16 protein-coding genes are annotated in these 20,452 nt (G+C 44.3%); 10 read left to right on the top strand and 6 right to left on the bottom strand.

Going from position 1 to position 20,452, the window contains the following annotated elements; genetic code table 11:
- Positions 1 to 171 precede the first annotated feature (171 nt).
- From INE92_RS04630 to INE92_RS04615, 4 genes are all read left to right on the top strand, one after another.
- Positions 172 to 1,392, top strand: coding sequence for an ABC transporter permease (locus tag INE92_RS04630; RefSeq protein WP_195435802.1), 1,221 nt, complete (start codon positions 172 to 174; stop codon positions 1,390 to 1,392).
- A gap of 38 nt (positions 1,393 to 1,430) precedes the next feature.
- Positions 1,431 to 2,492, top strand: a complete 1,062-nt coding sequence (locus INE92_RS04625; protein WP_008643898.1) for a sensor histidine kinase — start codon at positions 1,431 to 1,433, stop codon at positions 2,490 to 2,492.
- Between the two features lie 96 nt (positions 2,493 to 2,588).
- A complete protein-coding gene (locus INE92_RS04620; RefSeq protein WP_195435803.1) occupies positions 2,589 to 3,287 on the top strand; it encodes a LytR/AlgR family response regulator transcription factor in 699 nt (232 codons plus the stop codon).
- A 263-nt stretch (positions 3,288 to 3,550) separates the two neighbouring features.
- Positions 3,551 to 3,763: a hypothetical protein gene (locus INE92_RS04615; protein ID WP_004314093.1), complete on the top strand. Its 213-nt coding sequence runs from the start codon at positions 3,551 to 3,553 to the stop codon at positions 3,761 to 3,763.
- 35 nt (positions 3,764 to 3,798) lie between these two features.
- On the opposite strand, the gene INE92_RS04610 is transcribed toward INE92_RS04615, so the two are convergent.
- From INE92_RS04610 to gnd, 4 genes are all read right to left on the bottom strand, one after another.
- On the bottom strand, positions 3,799 to 4,749 hold the full coding sequence (locus INE92_RS04610) for a Dyp-type peroxidase (RefSeq protein ID WP_008022078.1): 951 nt from the start codon (positions 4,747 to 4,749) through the stop codon (positions 3,799 to 3,801).
- Between the two features lie 40 nt (positions 4,750 to 4,789).
- Positions 4,790 to 5,521 (bottom strand): 6-phosphogluconolactonase, encoded by a 732-nt coding sequence (gene pgl / locus INE92_RS04605; RefSeq protein ID WP_004314091.1) that lies wholly within the window; start codon positions 5,519 to 5,521, stop codon positions 4,790 to 4,792.
- Positions 5,518 to 7,014 carry a glucose-6-phosphate dehydrogenase gene (zwf, locus tag INE92_RS04600; protein WP_004314090.1) on the bottom strand — a complete coding sequence of 499 codons (1,497 nt, stop codon included), beginning with the start codon at positions 7,012 to 7,014 and terminating at the stop codon, positions 5,518 to 5,520. The genes pgl and zwf overlap by 4 nt, the downstream gene beginning before the upstream one ends.
- 388 nt (positions 7,015 to 7,402) lie before the next feature.
- Positions 7,403 to 8,878 carry a decarboxylating NADP(+)-dependent phosphogluconate dehydrogenase gene (gene gnd / locus INE92_RS04595; protein ID WP_008644232.1) on the bottom strand — a complete coding sequence of 492 codons (1,476 nt, stop codon included), beginning with the start codon at positions 8,876 to 8,878 and terminating at the stop codon, positions 7,403 to 7,405.
- A gap of 109 nt (positions 8,879 to 8,987) precedes the next feature.
- Here gnd and INE92_RS04590 point away from each other — a divergent pair, with 109 nt between their 5' ends.
- The 6 genes from INE92_RS04590 (at position 8,988) to INE92_RS04565 (ending at position 16,249) form a co-directional block, all read left to right on the top strand.
- The gene (locus tag INE92_RS04590; RefSeq protein WP_009039397.1) at positions 8,988 to 10,166 is read left to right on the top strand and encodes a dicarboxylate/amino acid:cation symporter; all 1,179 of its coding nucleotides are present in this window, start codon (positions 8,988 to 8,990) and stop codon (positions 10,164 to 10,166) included.
- Positions 10,167 to 10,250: 84 nt separating this feature from the next.
- Positions 10,251 to 11,321 carry a GDP-mannose 4,6-dehydratase gene (gene gmd, locus INE92_RS04585; protein WP_004316341.1) on the top strand — a complete coding sequence of 357 codons (1,071 nt, stop codon included), beginning with the start codon at positions 10,251 to 10,253 and terminating at the stop codon, positions 11,319 to 11,321.
- 106 nt (positions 11,322 to 11,427) lie between these two features.
- Positions 11,428 to 12,498 (top strand): GDP-L-fucose synthase family protein, encoded by a 1,071-nt coding sequence (locus INE92_RS04580; RefSeq protein WP_004316340.1) that lies wholly within the window; start codon positions 11,428 to 11,430, stop codon positions 12,496 to 12,498.
- Between the two features lie 420 nt (positions 12,499 to 12,918).
- Positions 12,919 to 14,577, top strand: a complete 1,659-nt coding sequence (locus tag INE92_RS04575) for an AMP-binding protein (protein ID WP_008022073.1) — start codon at positions 12,919 to 12,921, stop codon at positions 14,575 to 14,577.
- A gap of 54 nt (positions 14,578 to 14,631) precedes the next feature.
- A complete protein-coding gene (locus INE92_RS04570) occupies positions 14,632 to 15,780 on the top strand; it encodes an LA_2272 family surface repeat-containing protein (protein ID WP_118408092.1) in 1,149 nt (382 codons plus the stop codon).
- A 25-nt stretch (positions 15,781 to 15,805) separates the two neighbouring features.
- Positions 15,806 to 16,249: a GNAT family N-acetyltransferase gene (locus INE92_RS04565; RefSeq protein WP_015531272.1), complete on the top strand. Its 444-nt coding sequence runs from the start codon at positions 15,806 to 15,808 to the stop codon at positions 16,247 to 16,249.
- A 113-nt stretch (positions 16,250 to 16,362) separates the two neighbouring features.
- On the opposite strand, the gene INE92_RS04560 is transcribed toward INE92_RS04565, so the two are convergent.
- Positions 16,363 to 18,357, bottom strand: a complete 1,995-nt coding sequence (locus INE92_RS04560; RefSeq protein WP_008775961.1) for a fructose-bisphosphatase class III — start codon at positions 18,355 to 18,357, stop codon at positions 16,363 to 16,365.
- Between the two features lie 65 nt (positions 18,358 to 18,422).
- Positions 18,423 to 20,087, bottom strand: a complete 1,665-nt coding sequence (locus INE92_RS04555; RefSeq protein ID WP_008019318.1) for a putative transporter — start codon at positions 20,085 to 20,087, stop codon at positions 18,423 to 18,425.
- Positions 20,088 to 20,452: the final 365 nt, after the last annotated feature.

The raw sequence follows: 20,452 nt of genomic DNA, 5'->3' as shown, positions 1-20,452 counted from the left end.
TGATAAGGAGTAATGAAGTTATAAGAAGCAATTCATGTGATAAGGAACAATGAAGTTATAAGATGATATGCTTAGAGCATCACGCCAACATTTTACAGTCTCATAACTTTATAACCTTATAATAGCCTTATACCTTCAGAACTTCATTAATAACTCCATAACTTTATAAACATGAATGGAACTAATTTATTTAAGATAGCTCTCCGGGCATTGGCGAACAATAAGCTGCGTGCTTTTCTAACCATGCTCGGTATCATTATCGGTGTTGCTTCCGTCATCACGATGCTGGCTATCGGACAAGGTTCGAAGAAAAGCATCCAGCAGCAGATTTCCGAGATGGGATCGAACATGATTATGATTCATCCGGGAGCCGATATGCGGGGAGGTGTCCGGCAGGACCCGTCTGCGATGCAGACTTTGAAGCTTGCCGACTACGAGGCCTTGCGCGATGAGACCAGTTTCCTATCTGCCATCAGTCCCAATGTTTCGTCATCGGGACAGCTTATTGCCGGTAACAACAACTATCCGGCTTCGGTGAACGGTGTCGGAACAGAATATCTCGATATTCGCCAACTGACTGTTGAGAACGGAGATATGTTTACAGAAGCCGACATACAGAGTTCGGCCAAAGTGTGCGTGATTGGAAAGACCATAGTCGACAATCTGTTTCCGGACGGAAGTGATCCGGTTGGTAAGATTATCCGTTTCAACAAAATACCTTTCCGTGTAGTAGGAGTGCTCAAAGCAAAAGGGTACAACTCTATGGGACAAGACCAAGATGCCGTAGTGCTTGCACCATATACCACCGTAATGAAACGTCTGCTTGCCGTTACGTATTTGCAGGGAGTATTTGCCTCTGCCCTCACCGAGGATATGACGGACTATGCAACTGACGAAATCAGTACAATCCTCCGCCGCAACCATAAACTGAAGGCTTCGGATGATGATGATTTCACCATCCGCACCCAACAGGAATTGAGCACGATGCTCAACTCAACCACCGATTTGATGACTACCCTGCTTGCTTGCATCGCAGGTATTTCGCTGGTAGTGGGTGGTATCGGGATTATGAATATCATGTATGTATCCGTTACGGAGCGTACCCGTGAAATCGGTCTGCGTATGTCTGTCGGCGCACGCGGGGTCGACATTCTAAGTCAATTCCTCATCGAAGCCATCATGATTAGTATCACGGGAGGTATCATCGGAGTGATTATCGGCTGCGGAGCCAGCTGGATTGTCAAGAGCGTAGCGCATTGGCCTATCTATATCCAGCCGTGGAGCGTATTCCTCTCCTTCGCAGTATGTACAGTTACAGGAGTCTTCTTCGGATGGTATCCGGCTAAGAAAGCAGCAGATTTAGATCCGATAGAAGCCATCAGATACGAATAAAATGGATAATTACCAATAAAAGAATTATCTTTGTCTTTATGAAACAAACCTTTACATCCGCACGTCGTCCCCTGGAAGTACTGATACACATTATCAGCTGGGGGATTATGTTCGGTTTCCCGTTCTTCTTCGTCGAACGTGGGAACGGGAACATCAACTGGATGGCTTATACACGCCACCTTGCCGTACCACTCTCTTTCATGATTGTGTTCTACGTAAATTATTTCATTCTTGTGCCGCGCTATCTTTTCCAGAGTCAGGCCAAAAGATATGTGGTCTACAATATTATCTTTTTATGTGCCATCGGTGTGTTGCTTCATCTCTGGCAAAGTCTGACGTTCGATCCGTCATTTGCTCCCAAATCAAAAAGACCGGGGATGCCTCCGGGATGGTTGTTTTTCCTTAGGGATATGTTGAGTCTCGTATTCACTATCGGACTAAGTGCCGCTATCCGCATGAGTGCCCGATGGACACAGAATGAAGCTGCCCGAAAAGAGGCGGAACGGAACCGTGCGGAAGCGGAACTGAAGAACCTGCGGAACCAACTGAACCCGCACTTTCTGCTGAATACGCTGAATAACATCTATGCATTGATTGCATTTGATTCGGACAAGGCGCAACAGGCAGTTCAGGAGTTGAGCAAACTGCTTCGTTATGTGTTATATGATAACCAGCAGACATACGTTCCTCTCTGTAAGGAGGTCGATTTTATCCGCAATTACATCGAACTGATGCGCATCCGTCTGTCCGCCAACGTGCAGATGATTACTAAATTCGATATTCAGCCCGACAGTCAGACGCTCATTGCCCCGCTTATCTTTATCTCTTTGATAGAGAACGCTTTCAAACATGGCATCTCTCCTACTGAATCGAGTTTCATCAGTATTCATATTTTGGAGAATGATAAGGAAGTGATTTGTGAAATCCGCAATAGCAATCATCCTAAGACAGTGGAGGATAAGAGTGGCTCGGGCGTGGGATTGGAACAAGTCAGCCGCCGGTTGGAGATACTTTATCCCGGAGCTTATACGTGGTTGAAAGGCGTCTCAAAAGACGAAAAGGTATACGAATCGAGATTGAGTATCAAGATTAGAGAGTAGAAAGAAAAACGTTCAGTATAAAATGTCAAGTACCAATGTTTAGTATAAAGCGTCAAGTACAAGATTTTGGATATAAAACTTTAGATATAAAATAGTATGATGTTACGTTGCGCAATCGTTGACGATGAGCCTTTAGCTCTTAGCTTGTTAGAGAGTTATGTGAATAAGACTCCGTTCCTGCAACTTGCAGGAAAGTATTCCAGTGCGGTTCAGGCGATGAAAGAATTGCCGAGCGAAGAGATCGACCTTCTGTTTCTGGACATTCAGATGCCGGAGCTTAACGGTCTGGAGTTCTCGAAGATGGTAGATCCGCATACGCGCATTGTATTTACCACCGCTTTCGGACAGTATGCCATCGACGGTTATCGTGTCAATGCACTCGATTACCTGCTAAAACCAATCTCATACGTTGATTTCCTGCAAGCTGCCAACAAAGCTCTCCAATGGTTCGAACTCGTGCAGAAACCGGAAGAGATAGATAGTATCTTTGTGAAAAGTGACTACAAACTGGTACAAGTGGACTTGAAGAAAATCATGTATATCGAAGGACTGAAAGATTACATCAAAATATATACGGAAGACGCTCCCAAACCTATCCTGTCACTGATGAGTATGAAAGCCATGGAAGAGCTTTTGCCATCCAGTCGTTTCATACGTGTGCACCGCTCCTTCATCGTACAGAAAGATAAAATACGTGTGATTGACCGCGGACGTATCGTGTTTGACAAGACATATATTCCTATCAGCGATAGTTACAAGCAAGTTTTTCAGACTTTTCTTGACGAAAGGAGCTGATTATTCATTATTTTATCGGTAAAAAAGTGATTTTTGTCGATTATAGTTTGCCAAAATCCGTTTTATATCTACCTTTGCAAAGAACAGAAAGGGATTGTGAAATTCCAAGAATAGAATAGTTTAGTTAAGTCTAGTTTAGTTTTTGTGTTGATAGCTCCCTCGTCGGCGGACGAACTAGGGAGCTATTTTTATATATTACAGGAATATTATTGCACAAAATATACATATTTTCCATAACTTTGCAGCGATAAAGTCTCACACAAATGGAATATAGCGTAGAAGAACTAAAAAATGCATTAATTGAGAGATGCGAAAAAGAGGGTATTCTATATGCAACGGTGGCAATGGATAGACGTACCAAAGAGATGATTCTTCCTGATACTTTAGAAGGAGCCCTGAAACATCCGGAATACTTTGTATGTACCTGCAGGAGAGTGAAAGATCAATATATAGTGGAGGAGATTACCAAAGTGTAATCCTCCTCCAATCTTTTATTCTTATTTTTCTTTTTTTATTCGCCCAATTCTCCCAGCAAATCGTAGGAAGGAGCAAAGAAAAGCGTTCCTGTTACAGCTGTGCTGAAGTCAAGCAAACGATCGGTATTCCCTACCGGATTGCCGATGAACATACTTTCCAACATCTGCCGGGTCGTACTGAACGTACTTGCATAACCGATGAAGTATGTGCCATATTCTCCCTTAGACGTATTGGCAAACGGCATGTTGGCACGTACAATTTTCAGGTCATCACCAATATTAGTGACGGCATTATGCGCATTTTGAGGTTTCTCCTCGTCAGACAGCTCGACATCGTTAAACTTACGACGACCGATCACTTTCTCCTGTTCTTCCACAGGCAGAGCGTTCCATGCAACCATATCGTGAATGTACTTCTGTACAAAAACATAACTTCCTCCTGCAAAATCAGCATCCTCCTCTCCTACCACCGCAAAATGATAAGGATTCTCATCAACTGCCGGATTCTCTGTTCCGTCTACAAAGCCGATAATAGCCTTGCCGTCCATATATCTGAAACCGTGAGTTTCATCGACAGGTTCAACTACGCCCTGGAGCTTCTCGTCAATGATGGAAGCAAACTCAAAACACAACCCCATCTGTTTTGCACGGATATGAAACAAGATGTCGCCCGGAGTAGAGACTGCCGTGTGCTTTCCGCCTTTGATCTCTTCAAAAGTGTTCAGTTCTTTCGGCTTTCCCTTTTCCGGGAAAAGACGGCTCCAGGCATCGGCGCCAAAGCCCATCGTACAACTGAACATCAGTTCGGGGAAACGATTACGCATGCTGCGAATCATGCCCGAGAAATTAGCGCATACATCTTTTACTTTATCAAGAGTTTCGGGAGTATCTTTTAGAGTATAAACAATAAAAATGACATTTTCACCTTGTTTCCCGGCTACGTCCTGCGGGATATTACCTCCAAATGAATTTTGATAAGGATTCATATTTTTCTTTTTTTCTGTTAGTTTCGTCAACGAAACAGTTCTAATTCATTTTTTTATTACTATCGTCAATATATGCGGCAGCCGCTTTATCCACAAATAGCTCTACATTCTGCGCGTGATGAGCTATATAGGCTGCGGGACCAGTGTCTCCCGAATTACAGATTTCTTCTACTACGTCAACTTTATTTTTTCCGGTAATCAGGAAAATGACATAGCGGGCATTCTGAATGGGGTATCCCGTCATTGCGATGCGCTTCTGCCCGTTACGGGGATGGGCGCTGACTACATAAATAGAGTTTGAAGTCAGCAAATCTTCTTGTCCGGGAAAGATGGAAGACGTGTGTCCGTCGTCTCCGGCCCCCAACAGTACAATATCAAATTCGGGCCAGCCACGCTTCAACGGTACTTGCTGCCGGACTAACTCCGAATAACGGACCGCTTCTTTCGCAGGCTTCGCCTCTCCACGAATACGGAATACATTTTCATACAAAATAGGAGTCAAACCCAAAAGAAGGTTGCGCATCATTCCGTAATTACTGTCCGAATCATCGGGAGGCACACAACGTTCATCCACCCAATAAATCCGCATACGATCCCACGGGGTAATTTCCATGTATTCATTCGCCCATAAATCGAACATCAGAGCAGGTGTGTTGCCACCGCTGACTGCGATATTGAACACTCTGTCCGGCTCTTCATTCATGATTTCCACCAAGCGGAGTATCAATGCTCGTGAAGTTTCAATAGATGAGGGAAAAACTGATAGTTTCATAATTCACAATATTGATCTGTATTCGTCAAATTCTTACAAGGATTCGTCCAGTCGGCCCCATGTTCGTGCATCATCGCTTCGCTTTCCAGAGGTCCCCACGTACCTGCGGGATAACCGTAGAGAGGTGCGTCGGGGTTGTCTTTCCAATAACGGAGTACCGGATCGAAAAATTTCCATGAGGCTTCTACTGCATCACTTCGAGTAAATAAAGTCGGATCACCCTGGATGCAGTCGTCTATCAGACGGGCATAAGCGTCTCCACTGGGTACGCCGCCCAACTGCGCGTAACTGAAATCCATCGTCACCTGGCGCACTTCAAAACCTGCACCGGGGACTTTCATTCCGATTTTGAGCACTATTCCTTCATTCGGTTGCAAACGAAGAATCAATTTATTAGCCCGCGGACAGTTGCCACCGGCACAATGAAACATCTGATGAGGTGTCTCACGGAAATGAACGACGATTTCCGTTACTTTCGTCGGCATTTGTTTACCTGTACGAATGTAGAACGGAACGCCACTCCAGCGCCAGTTGCTAATGCCCAGTTTCATGGCAATATAAGTATCCGTGCGCGAATCGGGAGCCACTCCTTTTTCTTCACGGTAGCCTTTCTTATTGCCGGAGGCTGTATATTGTCCACGAACGATATGTTCGTTCAAATCCACTTCATTCAACGGGGTGAGAGATTCGTAGACCTTCACCACTTCGTTGCGGAAATTGTCCGCGTTGAAAACAGCGGGCGGTTCCATAGCCGTAAGGGCTACGAGCTGTATCAGGTGATTCTGCACCATATCGCGCAGCGCACCTGCCGTTTCATAGAATCCGCCGCGTTGTTCGATACCCAGATTTTCTACGGCTGTGATTTCTACGTAGTCGATATAGTTACGGTTCCAGAGAGGTTCGAAGATGCCGTTGGCAAAACGGAAAGCCAGTACATTCTGGGCTGTTTCCTTACCGAGAAAATGGTCGATACGGTAAATCTGATGCTCATTGAATACAGAGGCATACGTTTTATTCAGTTCACGTGCCGATTCGAGATCATAACCGAAAGGTTTCTCGACGATGATACGTGAATGGGGGGTGTTGAGTCCGGCAGCTTTCAGGTACAAGGGCACTACTCCGTACAATGACGGCGGAGTGGCTAGGTAGAACAGCAGGTTGTCCGGGTCTACCTCACCGGTCAAGTCGACCAGACGTTGACGGAGTTGCGGGTAACCTTCTTCTTTTGCCGGGTCCATCGGTAAATAGTAGAGATGGGAGACAAACGAAGCCATCAGAGCTGTGTCCTGTTCTTCGGACTTTACGAACTGTTGCAGTTCTTCTAAGATATAGGAACGGTAGTTATCGTCAGAGTAGACCGTACGCCCGATACCCAATATAGAATACTCTCCGGTCAACCGCTTTTCACGGTAGAGGGAGTAAAGGGCGGGCATCAGCTTACGCTTGGTCAGATCACCCGACGCACCGAAAATTATCATTGCAAATTTATCCATTTTTCAAGAGTTGTTTTAATTTCTGTTTTGAGATGGTAAATGATAATTTTGCGGAGTGCCCTGAAAGGGCTTAATTATATAGCGTAGGGCAACGCCCTACGTAAAAACGACAATCTGAATTTGCGCCCTGAAAGGGCATAATTGTATACAGTTCCGCCCTTTCAGGGCTTGTGGCTGGTGTGTTTTTTTCGTAGGGCGTTGCCCTACGCTATATAATTAAGCCCTTTCAGGGCACCCCAATAAATATATAATTGTAAGGCTTTCAGCCTAACTGCAAAATTCCCATTTAACCGATAAATTCTCATTTAACCGATAAATTCCCATTAAACCGCTAAATTCCCATTTATCATTTCAAATTCCCATTTATCATTTCAAAACTGTTTTCTATTTAAACATTATATGTACCCGATTTCGTATCTCCTCCGTGACCTGTCCAGTTCTCGTGGAAGAACTGTCCACGCAACTCGTCTTTGCGCTCGAAAGTGTGCGCACCGAAATAATCGCGTTGTGCCTGCACAAGATTGGCGGGCAGATCGGCAGATGTGAGCGAATAGAAATAGTTCAGCGCAGAAGAGAAAGCAGGAACAGGAAGTTCTTCTTTCATGGCTTCCGCCACCAGGTTTTTCCATCCGGGAAGCAGCGTTTTCATTTCTTCTTTAAAATAAGGAGCCAACAACAAGTGTTTAGGCTTGTCGGTGGCTTCGAAGGCGGCAGCAATGTCGTTCAGGAATATACTGCGGATGATGCATCCCCCACGCCACATGCGGGCAATGGAAGCCAGGTCGAGATGCCAGTCGAAAGCGTCGGAAGCACGTTGCAACACGGCGAATCCTTGAGCATAAGAGACGAGTTTGGAAGCATAAAGAGCAGAAAATATATTCTTTACGAGTTCCACCTTATTATATATAGGTTGTGTATGTTGACACTGATATTGTCTGGAAGCCAGATGACGCAAGTCTTTCTGTGCAGAAAGGCTTCGTTCGAATACCGCTGTGGCAATCAATCCCAACGGCATGCCGAGTTCCATAGCGTTGATGACCGACCATTTGCCGGTACCTTTCTGTCCGGCCGCATCCAAGATTTTATCAATCAGATACCCTCCGGATTTGTCTTTATGCCGCAGGATGTTGGCGGTGATTTCAATCAGGTAGCTGCGTAGTTTGCCTTCGTTCCAACGGGCAAAGACATCAGCCATTTCCTCATTGGTCAGATCCAGCAACTTTTTCATCACCCAATAGGCTTCGGCGATCAGCTGCATATCACCATATTCGATACCGTTGTGAATCATCTTCACAAAATGACCCGATCCGGCAGGGCCTACCCATTGGCAACAGGGAGTGCCGTCCGGTGCTTTTGCCGCAATGCTTTGAAGGATCGGTTTCACTTCCGGCCATGCTTTCTCCGAACCGCCGGGCATGATAGAAGCTCCATTCAAGGCTCCTTCTTCACCGCCGGACACTCCGCTACCGACGAAGAGAAATCCTTTCGACTCCGCCAGTTTGACGCGGCGGTTGGTATCTTCGTAATTGGAGTTACCACCATCAATAAGAATGTCTCCCGGTGAAAGCAACGGGAACAGCTGATCCATCAATTCGTCAACCGGACTTCCGGCACGAACCATCATCATTATCTTACGGGGAATAGCTATCGAATCTACAAATGCTTTTATATCTGTGAATCCTTCGATGTTTTTACCTTTTGCACGACCATTCATAAAGCGATCTACCACTCCTTCCTCTACTCCGGGAACTGTACGGTTATATACCGATACATGCCACCCCTTACTCTCCATGTTTAAAGCAAGATTCTCGCCCATCACAGCCAAGCCGATAAGTCCGATATCTGTCTTATTCTGATTTGCCATAACTTATATATTTTGAATATTCTGTATCTTAGTAACAGTTGAAATGCACATTTGTTCGCAATATTTTAGATTAAAATATTATTTTTGTGGTCTACAAATAAAATCAAGGATGAAGAAGATCAAAATCGGTTTGTTGGCACGCATCGTAATTGCCATCATTTTGGGTATTGCCATCGGCACTTTTTTCCCGGCTCCGCTAGTGCGAATATTCGTTACTTTCAACGGCATTTTCAGCGAGTTTCTCAATTTCTCTATCCCGCTGATTATCGTCGGACTGGTAACGGTGGCTATTGCCGACATCGGAAAAGGTGCAGGAAAAATGCTGCTCGTGACGGCTCTGATTGCTTATTTCGCCACCCTGTTTTCGGGATTCCTCTCCTACTTCACAGGAGTCACCGTGTTTCCGTCACTCATCGAACCGGGAGCGCCGCTTGAAGAAGTGAGCGAAGCACAAGGAATCCTCCCCTACTTCTCCGTCTCCATCCCACCGCTGATGAACGTCATGACGGCCTTGGTATTAGCCTTCACCTTGGGCTTGGGACTGGCGTCACTGAACAGCGACGCATTAAAAAACGTGGCACGTGATTTTCAGGAAATTATCGTACGAATGATTAGCGCAGTCATTCTGCCTTTGCTGCCGCTTTATATCTTTGGCATATTCCTCAACATGACACATTCGGGACAAGTATATTCCATCCTGATGGTGTTTATTAAAATTATCGGAGTCATCTTTGCTCTTCACATCTTCCTGTTAGTTTTTCAGTATTCCATCGCGGCATTGTTTGTACACAAAAACCCGTTTAAATTACTTAATAAAATGCTGCCGGCTTACTTCACGGCATTGGGCACACAGTCTTCGGCAGCCACCATCCCTGTAACGCTGGAACAGACCAAAAAGAACGGGGTATCTGCCGAAGTGGCCGGTTTCGTGATTCCGCTCTGCGCCACCATTCATCTGTCGGGCAGCACACTGAAAATCGTAGCCTGCGCACTGGCATTGATGATGATGCAAGGAATACCGTTCGACTTCCCCTTGTTTGCCGGATTTATCTTTATGCTGGGCATCACAATGATAGCCGCTCCGGGAGTTCCGGGCGGAGCTATCATGGCCTCTCTGGGAATTCTTCAATCCATGCTCGGCTTCGACGAATCGGCACAGGCTTTGATGATTGCGCTTTACATCGCAATGGACAGTTTCGGCACAGCCTGCAACGTGACGGGCGACGGAGCTATCGCTTTGATTATCGACAAAATAATGGGGAAAAACCGTGCTGAAAGACTGTGCTGAAAAATAATTGGGTAGTAGCTTGGCTGGCTCACAAAAAATGCCGACATTTGCACCCACATTTTCAATTATATTAAATAATAGCGTATGAAAAAAGCCCTAATTTCAGGCATCACCGGGCAGGATGGTTCTTATCTTGCCGAATTTCTATTGCAAAAAGGTTACGAAGTACACGGTATACTCCGTCGTTCTTCTTCGTTCAATACAGGACGTATTGAACATTTGTATTTTGACGAGTGGGTGCGCGACATGAAACAGAAACGTACGATCAATCTGCATTATGGGGATATGACAGATTCTAGTTCGTTAATTCGTATTATTCAACAGGTGCAACCGGATGAAATCTACAATCTCGCTGCTCAAAGCCACGTGAAGGTTTCATTCGACGTCCCGGAATACACAGCCGAAGCGGATGCTATCGGTACGTTGCGTATGCTCGAAGCGGTACGCATCCTGGGACTGGAAAAGAAAACCCGCATCTATCAGGCTTCTACTTCCGAATTGTTCGGTAAAGTGCAGGAAGTTCCACAAAAAGAGACAACTCCATTCTATCCCCGTTCTCCATATGGGGTAGCCAAACAATATGGTTTCTGGATTACTAAAAACTACCGCGAAAGCTATGGTATGTTTGCCGTAAACGGAATCTTGTTCAATCACGAGAGCGAACGCCGTGGCGAGACATTCGTTACCCGTAAAATTTCGCTTGCTGCCGCACGTATCGCACAGGGCGAACAGGACAAACTGTATCTGGGTAATCTGGATGCACGTCGCGACTGGGGATATGCCAAGGATTACATCGAATGTATGTGGCTGATCCTGCAACATGACGTTCCCGAAGATTTCGTAATTGCTACCGGAGAAATGCACACAGTACGCGAATTCGCAACGTTGGCATTCAAGGAAGCAGGCATCGAACTTCGTTGGGAAGGTGAAGGCGTGAATGAGAAAGGTATCGACGTAGCTACCGGAAAGTCTTTGGTAGAGGTTGATCCTAAATATTTCCGTCCGTCAGAGGTGGAACAACTGCTGGGTGACCCGACTAAAGCAAAAACATTGTTAGGATGGGATCCATGCAAAACATCATTCGAAGAACTGGTAAGTATCATGGTGCGCCACGATATGGAAAAGGTGAAGCGGATGATTGCTACCAAACATTAAATGAATTTCATTTCACCACAGATTAACACAGATTTCCACAGATTATAGATATAAAAAAATTCTGTGGAAATCTGTGTTAATCTGTGGTGAACTAATAAAAGATAGAATGGAAAAGAATGCAAAGATATATATAGCAGGACACCGCGGACTTGTGGGATCTGCTATCTGGAAGAATTTGCAGGATAAAGGATACACCAATCTGATAGGCCGCACGCACAAAGAGCTTGACCTGCTGGATGGAATGGCTGTCCGTAAATTCTTCGATGAAGAACAGCCGGAATATGTATTCCTTGCCGCTGCCTTTGTGGGTGGTATCATGGCGAACAGCATCTACCGTGCCGACTTTATATACAAGAATCTGCAGATTCAACAGAACATTATCGGAGAGAGTTTCCGTCACAACGTGAAAAAGTTGCTCTTCCTCGGTAGTACGTGTATTTATCCACGCGATGCCGAACAGCCGATGAAAGAAGATGTATTGCTTACTTCACCGTTGGAATATACCAACGAGCCGTATGCAATCGCCAAAATTGCCGGACTGAAAATGTGCGAGAGCTTCAATCTGCAATATGGAACGAACTACATCGCCGTGATGCCGACAAACCTTTACGGCCCGAATGATAATTTCGATTTGGAACGCAGCCATGTATTGCCTGCCATGATTCGCAAGATTCATTTGGCACACTGTCTGAAAGAAGGAAACTGGGAAGCTGTACGCAAGGATATGAACCAGCGTCCGGTGGAAGGTGTCAACGGCGACAGCTCGAAAGAAGATATTCTGGCTATTCTGAAAAAATACGGAATCAGCGAAACAGAGGTCACTCTCTGGGGTACGGGTACTCCTCTTCGCGAATTCCTCTGGAGCGAAGAAATGGCGGATGCCAGTGTCTTCGTTATGGAGCATGTGGACTTTAAAGATACCTATAAAGAAGGTAGCAAAGATATCCGCAACTGCCATATCAACATCGGAACCGGTAAGGAAATCACCATCCGCCAATTGGCCGAACGGATCGTTGAAACAGTAGGTTATCAAGGTAAACTGACCTTCGACAGCAGCAAACCGGACGGTACAATGCGCAAGCTAACCGATCCTTCAAAACTGCATGCACTGGGCTGGCACCACAAAATTGAAATCGAGGAAGGCGTACAAAGAATGTACGAATGGTACTTGAAATAAGAAATGAAGTTACTGTAAATATGCTATTAGCTGAATGTTTTTTGCTAATAGCATATTTTTTTTAGCTATAATGATAATTAAATTAGCTATAATGATAATCAGTTTTGCTATAATGATAATCCAATTAGCTATAAGCATAATCTGTTGAGCTATGAGCATAATCTTTTTTATACTACGAGTCAATCTTTATATTATAAGTTAATCCCTTTTGTGATAAGCCTTCATCCAACTAAGCATCATTTATCCAACCATAAACACCATTTATTCAATTATAAGCCTCATCCATTGTATTTATAACGTATCGCCACACAAATTCCCCCACTACTCTCTCCCCCATTTCCAAAAATTCTTCACTCTTAATTCTTCATTCTTAATATAATTGCTATATTTGCACAATTTAACACCAAATGTGCAAAAACAATGGAACAAAGTTTTATAGCCTATATTGAGAATAGCATCAAGAATAATTGGGATTTGGATGCCCTGACCGATTATAAAGGTGCAACTTTACAGTATAAAGACGTAGCTCGCAAAATCGAGAAACTCCATATCATCTTTGAAGAAAGCGGAATCCGCAAGGGAGACAAGATTGCCGTTTGTGGAAGAAACAGCTCTCACTGGGGAGTTACTTTCCTTGCCACACTGACGTATGGAGCCGTTATTGTACCTATTCTCCATGAATTTAAAGCAGATAACGTACATAATATCGTCAACCACTCCGAAGCTAAATTACTGCTTGTAGGAGATATGGTATGGGAAAACCTGAACGAGTCGGCAATGCCGCTATTGGAAGGTATCCTGATGATGAACGACTTTACCCTATTAGTGTCACGCAGCGAACGACTCACGTATGCACGCGAACATCTGAACGAAATGTTCGGCAAAAAATATCCGAAGAATTTCCGTAAAGAGCATGTCGCTTATCACAAAGACGAACCGGAAGAACTGGCAGTTATCAATTATACTTCGGGAACAACGAGTTATTCCAAAGGAGTAATGCTCCCCTACCGCAGTCTGTGGTCGAATACCAAATTTGCTTTTGAAGTGTTGGAACTGGAAGCCGGAGATAAAATCGTTTCCATGCTTCCTATGGCACACATGTACGGATTGGCTTTTGAATTCCTTTATGAGTTCTCCGTAGGTTGCCACATCTACTTCCTCACCCGTATGCCAAGCCCTAAGATTATCTTCCAGGCTTTTGAAGAAGTGAAACCCAGTCTGATTGTTGCCGTACCACTCATCATCGAAAAGATAATCAAGAAAAGCGTGCTTCCGAAGTTAGAAACTCCGGCGATGAAGATATTGCTGAAAGTGCCTATTATCAATGACAAGATAAAGGCAACAGTGCGCGAAGAGATGATTAAAGCATTTGGCGGAAACTTCAAGGCAGTCATCGTAGGAGGTGCAGCGTTCAATCAAGAAGTGGAACAGTTCTTGAAAATGATTGATTTCCCTTATACGGTTGGATATGGAATGACGGAATGTGGCCCGATTATCTGCTACGAAGATTGGAGAAAGTTCAAACCGGGTTCTTGCGGAAAGGCTGTGCCACGGATGGATGTACGGGTATTGTCATCTGATCCCGAAAATATTGTTGGTGAAATCGTATGTAAGGGCCCGAATGTGATGCTGGGCTATTACAAAAACGAAGAAGCCACTCAAGAAGTCATCGACAAGGACGGTTGGTTGCATACCGGCGACTTAGCTTTGATGGATGAAGAAGGTAATGTTACAATCAAAGGACGAAGCAAGAACCTGTTATTGAGCTCCAGCGGACAGAATATCTATCCGGAAGAAATTGAAGATAAGTTGAACAACCTGCCATACGTGGCTGAAAGCATTATCGTTCAGCAAAACGAGAAACTTGTCGGACTTGTTTATCCCGACTTTGACGATGCGTTCGCCCACGGCCTGAAGACTGAAGACATCGAACAAGTAATGGAAGAAAACCGCGTGACACTGAACACCATGCTACCGGCATACAGCCAGATATCCAAGATGAAAATCTATCCGGAAGAATTTGAAAAGACACCGAAGAAGAGCATCAAGCGTTATTTGTATCAGGAAGCAAAAGGCTGATAGATTGTCAGCTGCATAGAGAAAGATATAACTTAAACCGAAAAAGAGAAAGGAATGAAGATAAAGAAAACAATACTTACGGCAGCTATACTAATGGCTGCCGTTTCTTTACCGGCACAGAACAAGAGTGCAGGGATCAATATATCCATCTGGAAAGATATATGCACGCAACCGCATGACAGTACACAGACGACCTATGTAAACATCGGCCTCCTGTCTACCATGAACCGTCTGAACGGTGTGGGTATCAACGCATTGGGAAGCGTGGTTCATGGTGACATGAACGGAGTACAAATCACCGGATTAGCCAACTTGGCAGGGGGTACTATGCGAGGCGTTCAGCTGGCTGGTATCAGTAATATCAGCGGCGATAACACCGTAGGGCTTTCTGCTGCCGGATTGGTAAATATCACCGGCGACAAAGCACAGGGAGTAGTCATATCCGGGCTAACGAGCATCGGAGGAGACAACAACTCGGGATTAATGATTAGTGGTTTCATGAATGTGACGGGCAATATGGCTTCGGGCTTACACTTTTCCGGAGTAGCAAATATCACCGGACAGAGCTTCGGTGGTTTGATGGCTTCGGGACTTTTAAATGTAGTAGGCGAACACATGAACGGTTTGCAGATAGCAGGAATTGCCAATATAACCGCATCAAAGCTGAATGGAGTGCAAGTAGCATTATGCAACTACGCAACGAAAGCGCGCGGACTTCAAATTGGTCTTGTCAATTACTACAAAGAAGATATGAAAGGTTTCCAACTTGGTTTAGTGAATGCAAATCCTGACACAAAAGTGCAAATGATGGTATACGGTGGAAACGCAACGCCTGCCAATATCGGGGTACGGTTCAAGAACCAGTTGTTTTATACCATATTGGGAGTGGGTTCCATGTATCAGGGATTGAATGATAAGTTTTCGGCCAGCGCATCCTATCGTGCCGGTCTGTCTTTCCCCCTTTACAAGGGGTTATCCATCAGCGGAGACCTCGGATACCAGCATATCGAGGCTTTTGATAACAAAGATGAGGTCATCCCGAAACGCCTGTACGCACTGCAGGCACGTGCAAATCTGGAATATCAATTTACCAAGAAGTTCGGCATCTTTGCAACAGGTGGATATGGGGTAACCAGATTCTATAATAAATCGAGCAATTACGATAAGGGAGCTATTATCGAAGCGGGTATTGTTCTTTTCTAAACTTACCAATTAACGTGAGATGTACATGACTGTAATTAGAGAATACCGGGAAACAGACAAAAATGCCGTAATAGATTTAATCAGACAGAACACACCTGAATATTTTGCGCTGGAAGAAGAAGCTGATTTCAGCAATTATCTGGATAGTGAACGTGAGCTGTATTTTGTTCTTTTGCTTAACAAGGAGATTGTCGGATGTGGTGGAATAAACTTCACAGATGACAAAACCACTGGAAAAATAAGTTGGGATATCATACATCCCCAGCATCAAGGTAAATCACTAGGAGCACAATTACTAAAATATAGAATTGAAAAAATAAAGTCTATTAATGGTATTCAAAAAATAACTGTTAGAACTTCACAATTAGCTTATAAATTCTACGAAAAACAGGGATTTACATTGAAAGAAATAAGAAAAGACTATTGGGCCAAGGGTTATGATATGTATATAATGGCCATTGATTTATAATAAAAAAGGGGCACTCGAATGGTCCCTAAAAAGAAAATCTCCCCTTATTATAGTTGAACTGCACTCCTAAAAGTTAGATACAAAACTTTAGGAGTGCAGTTCACTTTTATCTATTATACCTTTTCTTTAATCAAACCTGTACGATAAGCAACGAGCAATTTCTTCAAATCCTGTATTTGAGTCACCAGTTCTTTTCCTTTATCGGTATCTTTCACCATCATCCGTTGCGAATTGAATTCCAAGACAAAGTTGGTAGATTTGATATCAAGTCCCTCTTCAATAGCTTTCTGACGAGACTGGAACGGCTCGTGCTGCACAAGCTGCATACCATGAGAGTGATAAACAAGCGTATATCCCGCAATTCCCGTTTCCGGCTGATAAGCTTTTGAGAATCCGCCATCAATAACGAAAAGCTTGCCATTGGCTTTCATTGGCTGTTCTCCCTGAATCGTTTTCACAGGCACATGACCGTTGATGATATGCGAATGAGGACCGGAAGCTCCAAACTCTGCCAAAATTTGATCGCAGACATCTTCCCGGTTACGCAATGTATAATAATAACCTTTCTTCTCTTTATGCAATTCTTTATCTTCTACGAAATAACGCTCAAAGGTTGCCATCTTATCCTTATCGAACAAGGGAGCTTCCGGACCACACCACATATACCAAATGTAATCCATAGCAAATTCCTTATCCTCCTCCCCTTCTTCATCGAAATACGCAGTACGAATCAGTTGATCGGCTTTATCCAGCAATTTACGCCCCCAATACTCCTTACCACGTATTTTGACATGCTTAAAGCTGCCATCCTCATTCAGAGGAACAGAAGCGTGATAAAGAAGATTCGAATTTGAAACCAGATACATTCCGCCGTATGTAAACAGGCAACGCATGTGTTTCTTCAGCTTTTCACTATTCATAAATGAATAATGAATCTTTTCTACCAATTCGCGTTCTTCTTCCGTCAACCGGTAAGGATCGGCAGGATCTACGGTCGGGAAGTTGGTATCGCGCAAAGCGTATTCTTTTCCTTCGTATACAAAGACGCCACGCTCAAAATCAATCTTTTCCAGCAGTTTGCGGTTGGTCATCCCGAACTCCGGACGACGATCGATGATTTCGGCTTCCAGCTTAAACTGGATAATGGTAATGGCTTTATGCATTTGAGTGATCAGGCGCAAAGTCTTTTCATTATAATGAGCGTCGGCAAAGTTCATCTTCGGCATGAAGATGGTGCAAGGATCATCGGCATACGTATCCATTGCAAAAGTAGCCAATGGAAGCAGATTGATTCCGTATCCGTCTTCAAGCGTGCCCAGGTTGCCGTAGCGCATGGACATACGTATCACGTTGGCAATACAACTATCGTTACCGGAAGCTGCCCCCATCCAGAGAATATCATGATTTCCCCATTGAATATCGAAGTTATGGTAATTGCACAACGTATCCATGATGATATGCGCGCCAGGGCCACGGTCGTAAATATCGCCTACGATATGAAGAGAATCAATGGTCAGACGCTGAATCAGATTGCACATCGCGATAATGAAATCGTCGGCACGCTTGGTAGTGATAATCGTGCTGATAATTACATTGATATAGGCATGCTTGTTCGGCTCGATGGACGATTCGTGCAATAATTCCTGAATAATATAAGAGAACTCGGCAGGCAGCGATTTACGAACCTTCGAACGGGTATATTTGGAAGATACATTCTGACAGACCTTCACCAGCTGGTTCAGGGTAATCAGATACCAATCATCCAGGTCCTTTTCACGGGCTTTCACTAATTGAAGTTTCTCTTCGGGATAGTAAATCAACGTGCAGATTTCTTTCTTTTCAGCCTCGCGGAGAGTGTTGCCGAATATTTCATTTACTTTACGTTTTACCGCACCTGAAGCGTTTTTCAGTACGTGCTGAAAAGCCTCGTATTCTCCATGAATGTCAGTCAGGAAATGCTCTGTCCCTTTAGGTAGATTTAAGATAGCCTCCAGATTGATTATTTCCGTACTAGCATCGGCAATCGTAGGAAAACTTCGGGAAAGCAATTGCAGGTAACGGAGATCGCCCACAATGCTTTCAGGAGTTATGTTACTTTGAGCAGTCATTTTATTTACTATTTTACTATTTACAATTTACTAGTTACTAATTACGATCCAGCAATATACTATTCTCAATTTAACAAGAACATCAACAACACTTGGGCGATAATTACCCGCAGGAACATACATAGCGGATAAACAGTCGCATAGGCTACGGATGGGTTGTCGCCGGGGATTGTATCGTTTACATAGTTCAGTGCCATCGGATTTGCCATACTTCCGCACAACATACCGGATACAGAACCGAAATCGATCTTCATCATCTTGAAGGCCACGAATCCAACCAACACTGTTGGAATGATAGTCAATCCGGCTCCCAAACCAATCCATAATAAGCCTTCCGGACGGAATACGGTATCGAAAAAGTGAGCTCCGGCATCCAGTCCCAGACAAGCAAGGTACATGGAAAGTCCCAAGGCACGCAACATCAGGTTCGCACTACGGGTGGTATAGGTAATCATGTGTATCCGTGGTCCAAAAGTCCCCAGAAGGATACCGACAATGATCGGTCCGCCCGCTAATCCCAACTTCACAGGAGTACTGACACCCGGAAAAGAGAAAGGAATAGCCCCCAGTGCCAAACCAAGCACGATACCGATAAATATAACAACCAGATTGGGTTCTTTCAGGCTTTTCACGGCATTTCCCAATACTTTCTCCACATTCTGGATAGCAGCAGCCTCGCCCACCACTGTCAGGCGGTCGCCCAACTGAAGTATCAATCCCGGAGTAGCAAGCAGTTGCACCCCCGACCGGTAAACACGGCTGATATTAATTCCGTAATGGTTTCTCAACCGAAGTGCACCGAGTTTCTTACCATTCAGTTCGGGACGGGTGACAACGATACGCTGCGAGATCAATTCGCTGTCAATCGCATTCCAGTCAATGTCCTCTTTATTCCAATCCGTATTTTCCTGTTCACCAAAAAGCACTGTCAGGGCCAAAGCGTCTTTTTCCGCAGTTACCACCAGCAGACGGTCACCTTCTTTCAAAATCTTGTCTGAAGTCGGAATACTGACATGTCCGTCACGCCACAAACGGGATATGACAAACTTTGGGTAACTCATACGAGCTATATCCTTGATACTTTTATTGAAAATAGCAGGATTGTGTACTTGAAACGCTGCAATATAAGTTTTGTTCGCATCGTCTTTCTCTTTTATCTCCAAATCTTCTTTGCGAACCAATACTTTACGGATTAATAAAACGGCAAGGATTACGCCGACTACTCCCATCGGATAGGCCACCGCACATCCTAAAGCAGGCGTACTGCTGTTTATTCCCATCTGTTTCAGAGTTTGTTGCGCAGCTCCCAATGCCGGAGTGTTTGTCGTTGCTCCACAAAGGATGCCCACCATATCAGGAAGAGAGACACCCGTTGCATAACTAGCCACCACCGTCAACAACGTTCCCAGCAGAACTACTCCCAACGCCAACATATTCAGCGTTACCCCGCCTTTACGGAAAGAGCTAAAAAAACCGGGACCGACTTGTAGCCCGAGGGAATAAACGAAAATGACCAGTCCGAAACTTTCTGCGTAGTTTAACATCTGCGGATCGACCGAAAGCCCGAGATGGCCGGCCAGGATACCCGCAAAAAAAACAAAAGTGACTCCCAGGGAAACTCCCCAGAAATGCACTCTTCCCAAGCCCAAACCAATGGCAGAAATCAGTGAAAGTACCACAACAGCCTGTAAGGCAGAATGTTCGATGAATAGACTATATAACCACTCCATGTATATAAAAACTAATAGGGCGCAAAGATAAAAACTATTTAGTCCGGTTCAAAACTTTTAAGCTTTCATTTCGCGCCCTAATTATACCCTGATTCATATATCCTGAAATCTTATTGATTACCCTTTTACACTGTTACCTGTTATTTTGTTTCTAATATCTGTTATATTTCTATCTTAACAATCTTATCCTTTCTCTTTTTACCCGCATCTTGTTATCCTTCCAACGATGCTTTTTTACCTGTTTCTTCCTTTACGCTTACCTATCTCTTTATCTTTTTCTAATTTCTTTATCTCTCCTAATTTCTTAACCTTTTCTTTTTTCTTCCTGCTTCACGTTTCTTCCTGCTTCACGCTTCATCTTGCTT

It is taken from the genome of Bacteroides xylanisolvens (genome assembly GCF_018289135.1).
Lineage (GTDB): Bacteria > Bacteroidota > Bacteroidia > Bacteroidales > Bacteroidaceae > Bacteroides > Bacteroides xylanisolvens.
The sequence above is the reverse complement of the archived record's forward strand: the minus strand, read 5'-3'. Positions and strand labels throughout refer to the sequence as shown.

Bases quoted from the DNA above. Each gene is read 5' to 3' on its own strand.
- INE92_RS04630 (WP_195435802.1), top strand. From the start codon at position 172: ATGAATGGAACTAATTTATTTAAGATAGCTCTCCGGGCATTGGCGAAC.
- INE92_RS04625 (WP_008643898.1), top strand. From the start codon at position 1,431: ATGAAACAAACCTTTACATCCGCACGTCGTCCCCTGGAAGTACTGATA.
- INE92_RS04620 (WP_195435803.1), top strand. From the start codon at position 2,589: ATGATGTTACGTTGCGCAATCGTTGACGATGAGCCTTTAGCTCTTAGC.
- INE92_RS04615 (WP_004314093.1), top strand. From the start codon at position 3,551: ATGGAATATAGCGTAGAAGAACTAAAAAATGCATTAATTGAGAGATGC.
- INE92_RS04610 (WP_008022078.1), bottom strand. From the start codon at position 4,749: ATGAATCCTTATCAAAATTCATTTGGAGGTAATATCCCGCAGGACGTA.
- pgl (WP_004314091.1), bottom strand. From the start codon at position 5,521: ATGAAACTATCAGTTTTTCCCTCATCTATTGAAACTTCACGAGCATTG.
- zwf (WP_004314090.1), bottom strand. From the start codon at position 7,014: ATGGATAAATTTGCAATGATAATTTTCGGTGCGTCGGGTGATCTGACC.
- gnd (WP_008644232.1), bottom strand. From the start codon at position 8,878: ATGGCAAATCAGAATAAGACAGATATCGGACTTATCGGCTTGGCTGTG.
- INE92_RS04590 (WP_009039397.1), top strand. From the start codon at position 8,988: ATGAAGAAGATCAAAATCGGTTTGTTGGCACGCATCGTAATTGCCATC.
- gmd (WP_004316341.1), top strand. From the start codon at position 10,251: ATGAAAAAAGCCCTAATTTCAGGCATCACCGGGCAGGATGGTTCTTAT.
- INE92_RS04580 (WP_004316340.1), top strand. From the start codon at position 11,428: ATGGAAAAGAATGCAAAGATATATATAGCAGGACACCGCGGACTTGTG.
- INE92_RS04575 (WP_008022073.1), top strand. From the start codon at position 12,919: ATGGAACAAAGTTTTATAGCCTATATTGAGAATAGCATCAAGAATAAT.
- INE92_RS04570 (WP_118408092.1), top strand. From the start codon at position 14,632: ATGAAGATAAAGAAAACAATACTTACGGCAGCTATACTAATGGCTGCC.
- INE92_RS04565 (WP_015531272.1), top strand. From the start codon at position 15,806: ATGACTGTAATTAGAGAATACCGGGAAACAGACAAAAATGCCGTAATA.
- INE92_RS04560 (WP_008775961.1), bottom strand. From the start codon at position 18,357: ATGACTGCTCAAAGTAACATAACTCCTGAAAGCATTGTGGGCGATCTC.
- INE92_RS04555 (WP_008019318.1), bottom strand. From the start codon at position 20,087: ATGGAGTGGTTATATAGTCTATTCATCGAACATTCTGCCTTACAGGCT.